The sequence below is a fragment of the Nocardia noduli genome (assembly GCF_019038455.1).
GTDB classification, from domain to species: Bacteria; Actinomycetota; Actinomycetes; order Mycobacteriales; family Mycobacteriaceae; genus Nocardia; species Nocardia noduli.
Genome location: NZ_JAFMPL010000198.1, coordinates 1 through 4,776, shown reverse-complemented (window position 1 = coordinate 4,776; position 4,776 = coordinate 1). Strand labels below are relative to the sequence as shown.

Below are 4,776 nucleotides of genomic sequence, written 5' to 3'. Positions count from 1 at the left end.
ATGCGGACCACGAGGCGACCGTCTTCGATCTCGACGTACTGCGACGGAAACGCGCCGGTGGCGACGCCGCGGCCCTCGATATCCGCCCCTTGGCCGAACCACGCCGAGTCGACAACAGCACCGGCAAGAGGTCCAACACCGACCGGGATGGCAGAGGTGGCCCCGAGTCAACGACGGACGGACCTGCTCGGCGATGATGACTTCCCACGATGCCGTCACCGCTACCTGCGCACCCGGGAATCACACTTACGTCGCGTGACAAAGTGCGGAAGCACCTGTGTTCCGGAGGTACACGGTGTCGATTCCGTCCACCGAATCGGTGGTGACATCCGGCCCCGAGCGCGACCTACGCCTGGACAACCTCGATCTGCACCAACGCATTGAACGAATCGCAACTGGCCCACGACTGATTCTGGCCGTACTGCGCGGGCCCGTACTTCCAGTAGACGAACGGGACAGGCCACGCGACGCACGTGAGTTTCACCTGATGCCAGGTCGGCAACTCACAATTCGCCATCCCCCCGGTATTGAAGACGTTGTAGAGGTGGCAGTTCGCCTGCCACACCGGTACGTCGGCCTGCGCCACACCGCCACCAGCGAGCACAGAGGCAGCGGTTGCGGCAACGACGACAGCGCCTGCGGCGAATCGCTTCGCAGAGAGCATTTCGAAACCTCCTGAATCGATGTTGTCTGAAAGATCGCCAGCGGGTCGCAAATGTTACTCGAACCGTCATCGACGGTGCGGCGCGTGACATTCGAGAGCCTTGCATACACCTGGACCTTCACTGGATAACACCGCTAACATCGGTCGCGCCCAACGCTGGTCAGATATCGCCACCGGCAAGGAGTCCGCGAGTTGCCACTGATGAGCCAGGCCAGCGTTCTACGTCGACGCCGATCAGCTCCGCACTGTCGCGAGTGAACACCACCTGGAAGGGATCATTTCCAACCCGTTCCACCTGCCAGCCCAGGTGCCGCTCCAACTCTTCGATCACACCGTGATACGCACGACCGCCACCGCGGTTGTCGCGGATGGCTTCCAGGCAGCGGGATCGTCGACCAGAACATTCGGATCCCTCGTTCTCGGCACCCACGACCCTGTCGGCGGACGGTTGGTCCAAATCGGCCATTGTCGGTACCGGCTTCACAACGACGCCCGTCGCGACCTTCAATCACGATTGAATGAACACGCCACCCTAACAAGCCCTTTCAGCGCGCAAGCCGATTGCGGCTCTGCGGCAGCACATTGGGCGCGGCCAGTGCTCGTCGTCGCGGTCGAGTACCGCGAATACACCGACGCAGGACAACGCCACCCCAGTCCCACGAGTCGCGGCATAGTCCATTACCGGCAGTGGTGCTGGCGGGAGTTGGTTACCCATCACCTACTGCCACATGGACCGCAATATGCGAACTGACGTCGCTGGTCCGAAATACACCAGCATCGATATCTCCTCGGCGGGCGACGGCTCGCGTGCGGGTGCATTTCGAGGAAATCGATGGGGGTTTCGCCGCACAAGTGGCGGGAATCACCTACCGCCCCAGGCCGGAACCTGCCCGACCCATGCGGACGGCTGCAAGTGTTCGTCGGGCGCCGTGTAATTCTCACAGTGCAGCAATTCACCACCTGATGCCTCGTACGTGGTGAGATCCACCTGTATGTCGCGAACGACGATGAGGTCCGCTCCGTACGGACACGAACGGAAGTGCACCACCTCATTGGGCGTGTAGTTCACCGTGGTTCCCGCCCCTGTCGTTCCCTTCACCTCGACGTGTTTCTCCTCGCCATTGGCACGTTTACACACGAGATCGAACGGTTTCCCCAGAAGCTCGACCGACCACTTACGCTTCTCCATGAATTCGACCGCCAGACGCACCGAGCGGTCCTCGACTGCCTTCTTCAGCCGCGGATCCGCGGATCGGGGAGCACCGTTGGTCAGCTTGCTGCCGACGTAGATTTTCGAGGAAGGGAAGCTGACGTCAGCGTTCTGGAACACACCCGTCCGACGACGTCGCGCGACGCTCAACAGCGGCGAATCACGAAGGTCCGCCGTCGTCACTTTGCCACTGCAGGCAGCTCGACGCAGCGACTCGATCGCCGAGGGCACGAGCACACGATGCAACGCTATCTGCCTCCGATCATCCAGTTCACCGAATCCGAACCGGTACGGATAGATGACCTCGCTCTTTTCAAATTCGTCCGGCCAGTGCGGCGCGGTGCCCTCGTACTGCGGTCCATTGATCTCACCGAGCACCAGGTTCGCGCTTCCCTTGGCGAGCCAGGCCTCTGACCCGACACGCGGATTTCCGTTGCCGTCGGCATCGAAATAGGTTCCGAACAGGACATATCGGCAGGATTCAACTCCGGTTTCGAGCCGGTGTTTCATCCCCCAGGTCGCCGATTCGCGCGCGAATTCGAAATTGTCTCGGGATACACTGCCGATCCAAACCATCAGCGTCCGAGCGGATTCGGCCGCCATATCTCGAGCTCCCGCGAGCTCCAGCACCGCGTGCAGGATCTCGGGCCTTTCCGCAGGCGGAAAATAGGCATCCAATACGATATCGAGATACGTCTGACCACCGAATGCCCGCAGTTCCACAAGGGCTTCGTCGGTCCATCTACCAGAAAATTCGGATGTCAGATCGCCGGGTCGCACGTCTCCAGAATTATTGACCCTCAGCTCAGCGGCACGGTCGATCATCCAAAACCCGTCGTTCCGCAGACGCCAGAACGGATAGTGAGGTTGCGACCGGGAACCGGCTGATACAAATCGGTCCAAAAGAACAGCCAGTTGCGGAGCGATATCGTCGTAACTCACCGCAGCCGATCCAGTGGCTCCGAACCTTGCCAACAGCAACGCGACCAGAAGCGGCTTATGGACACTTCGCACTCCGCGCTGGCGCCAGCCGGTTTCCATCTCGCGGATTTGCAACGCCAATTGTCCGCCGCGCACCGACACCTCCCCGCAACACCGGGCGGCAGCGCTCCCCACCAAACCCGACTCCAAAACAGATCTGTGGGGCGGGCGGGGCTCGAACCCGCGACCAATGGAGTACAAGTCCACGGCTCTGAAAAGGCTTCGGACAGATACGGATATCCTCGGATATCTTGTTCTAGCAGGATGAATCTGAATCGAGTTCAGATTCCGTGATGCGTTGATATTCGGGCCTATTCGGTCGAATCATAATGAAAAAGTAGAGTAAATGTCGACCTTGTCGAGGCCGCCATCACCGCACGGCGGGGCACACGGCCACCAAAGACAGCCGACTGCGGAGCAGCCAAGCAACCCGCCTGCTAGCACGGGGCCGTGCAACTCTACGCCTTTCACTGATTGCGCTAGGGAGCCGAAACGTCACCTCGACGCCAGAGATCTGGCAACGAACGGGCCCAACAGCTGTCACCAATCATTGAGTCTATGAGCGCAGCGCTCAACGCTTTCGATCACGCCCTCCTTTGCGGTGGCGGGCGCGTTGATCGGTCTGGTCCGACTCGTGCATGAGACCCGAAAAGAACCGGTGCCCATGAGACGACCCCGCGTCGAATCAGGTGATCGCCCCATCCCCGGCGCAACGTCGGATATCCGCCCATCCCTGCCGATGGGCAGTGCACCGATGGCTTAGCGTCAATGTGGCTACACGGACGCGAACCCTCAAGTAGCGCATCAATCGGGCGTCGCGACACTGCCGACAAGGGTATCGACAGCGCCGTTGATATGCGCGGAGTGAACACGAAGTGGAGGGGCTTCACCTGGTTGTCTCCGGCCTCCGAAAAGGGGGCGAAACCGGGGTTCAGGGTTGACGGTGTCAACAGTCTGGATCTGCGGGAACGGTCGAGTCGCTGATGTATGACGAGGGGTGTCATGTCGAGGCCGAGGTTACGATGCTGTGGCTGGTCGGACTGTGTAGCCTTGCCCTACAACATGTCTGGGAGGGGTGGAAAAGTGGATCCGTTCACGATTATCGTGGCCGCGTTGATCGCTGGTGCTGCTGCGGGTGGCCAGGACGCGGCGTCGGCGGTGGTGCGTGATGCGTACGCGGCGTTGCGTCGTCGTATAATCGGTGACGGCCGGGACGGGGCGGTGCTCGCGGGGATCGAAGCGAACGAATCGGCCGCTGGCGGTGAGCGTGCCGCTGTCGAGGCTGCGGTGTTACGTGCCGAGGTGGTCGAGGATGCCGAGGTGCGGGTGCTGGCGCAGCGAGTGCTCGAGGTGGCGCCATCCAAGCAGGTGTTCAACGATCTGCGGCACGCTCAGGGCGTGCAGGCTGGTGACGGCGGCACGATGAACGTCACTTTTCACAACACGTCCGAGTAGAGATGTGCCTGTTCGCGGGACGGTTCTGGGTTTCGGGTCGCCTCACTGTCGCTTTCGTGGGTGAGGTCGCGGCGGGAGTGTCGTAGTGGAGTCGGACCCCGCCTGCGTGGAGGATGATTCCAGGGTGGCCGCTGCTGGTGCGAGGTCGGTTGATGCCCGCCATAGCCAGGCCCTGATCATCGGTGACCACAACATCGCGAACATCACCATCCACAACAACTATCGCGGTATGCCGGATCGGCCGGCACCGGAGCCGTTGATCGATGCCGGTGGCGGGGTCGTGTTTCCGTATCGGGGTCTGGGTTGGTTCGGTGAGCACGACGCGCCGCTGTTCTTCGGTCGCGAGCACGCGATCGCGGATGTGCTCGCCCAGTTGCGTGGCGCGTTGACCGTGCCGCGGATCGTGGCGGTGGGCGGGGTATCGGGTTCGGGGAAGTCCTCACTGGTGAGAGCCGGGGTCCTGCCC

At 61.6% G+C, this 4,776-nt stretch carries 7 protein-coding genes; 4 read left to right on the top strand and 3 right to left on the bottom strand.

Annotated elements, in window-relative coordinates:
- A partial coding sequence (locus JZ792_RS40685; protein WP_216918264.1) for a hypothetical protein occupies nt 1-197 on the top strand: 197 nt, incomplete at its 5' end.
- A gap of 149 nt (nt 198-346) precedes the next feature.
- Here the strand turns inward: JZ792_RS40685 and JZ792_RS40680 are convergent.
- Both JZ792_RS40680 and JZ792_RS42505 read right to left on the bottom strand, forming a co-directional pair.
- Nucleotides 347-664 (bottom strand): hypothetical protein, encoded by a 318-nt coding sequence (locus tag JZ792_RS40680; protein WP_216918262.1) that lies wholly within the window; start codon nt 662-664, stop codon nt 347-349.
- Between the two features lie 160 nt (nt 665-824).
- On the bottom strand, nt 825-1,130 hold the full coding sequence (locus JZ792_RS42505; RefSeq protein WP_254191072.1) for a hypothetical protein: 306 nt from the start codon (nt 1,128-1,130) through the stop codon (nt 825-827).
- Between JZ792_RS42505 and JZ792_RS43350 the strand changes: the two genes are divergently transcribed.
- Nucleotides 1,113-1,415: an ATP dependent DNA ligase gene (locus JZ792_RS43350; RefSeq protein WP_368858179.1), complete on the top strand. Its 303-nt coding sequence runs from the start codon at nt 1,113-1,115 to the stop codon at nt 1,413-1,415. The two genes, JZ792_RS42505 and JZ792_RS43350, sit on opposite strands and share 18 nt — an antisense overlap.
- A 111-nt stretch (nt 1,416-1,526) precedes the next feature.
- Here the strand turns inward: JZ792_RS43350 and JZ792_RS43150 are convergent, their stop codons facing one another.
- On the bottom strand, nt 1,527-2,951 hold the full coding sequence (locus JZ792_RS43150) for a phosphorothioated DNA-binding restriction endonuclease family protein (protein ID WP_216918255.1): 1,425 nt from the start codon (nt 2,949-2,951) through the stop codon (nt 1,527-1,529).
- 987 nt (nt 2,952-3,938) lie between these two features.
- Between JZ792_RS43150 and JZ792_RS40660 the strand changes: the two genes are divergently transcribed.
- Together JZ792_RS40660 and JZ792_RS40655 are read left to right on the top strand one after the other, a co-directional pair.
- A complete protein-coding gene (locus JZ792_RS40660) occupies nt 3,939-4,310 on the top strand; it encodes a Het-E N-terminal domain-containing protein (protein WP_216918253.1) in 372 nt (123 codons plus the stop codon).
- 124 nt (nt 4,311-4,434) lie between these two features.
- The coding region (locus JZ792_RS40655) for an nSTAND1 domain-containing NTPase (protein ID WP_216918251.1) at nt 4,435-4,776 on the top strand (342 nt) is incomplete at its 3' end.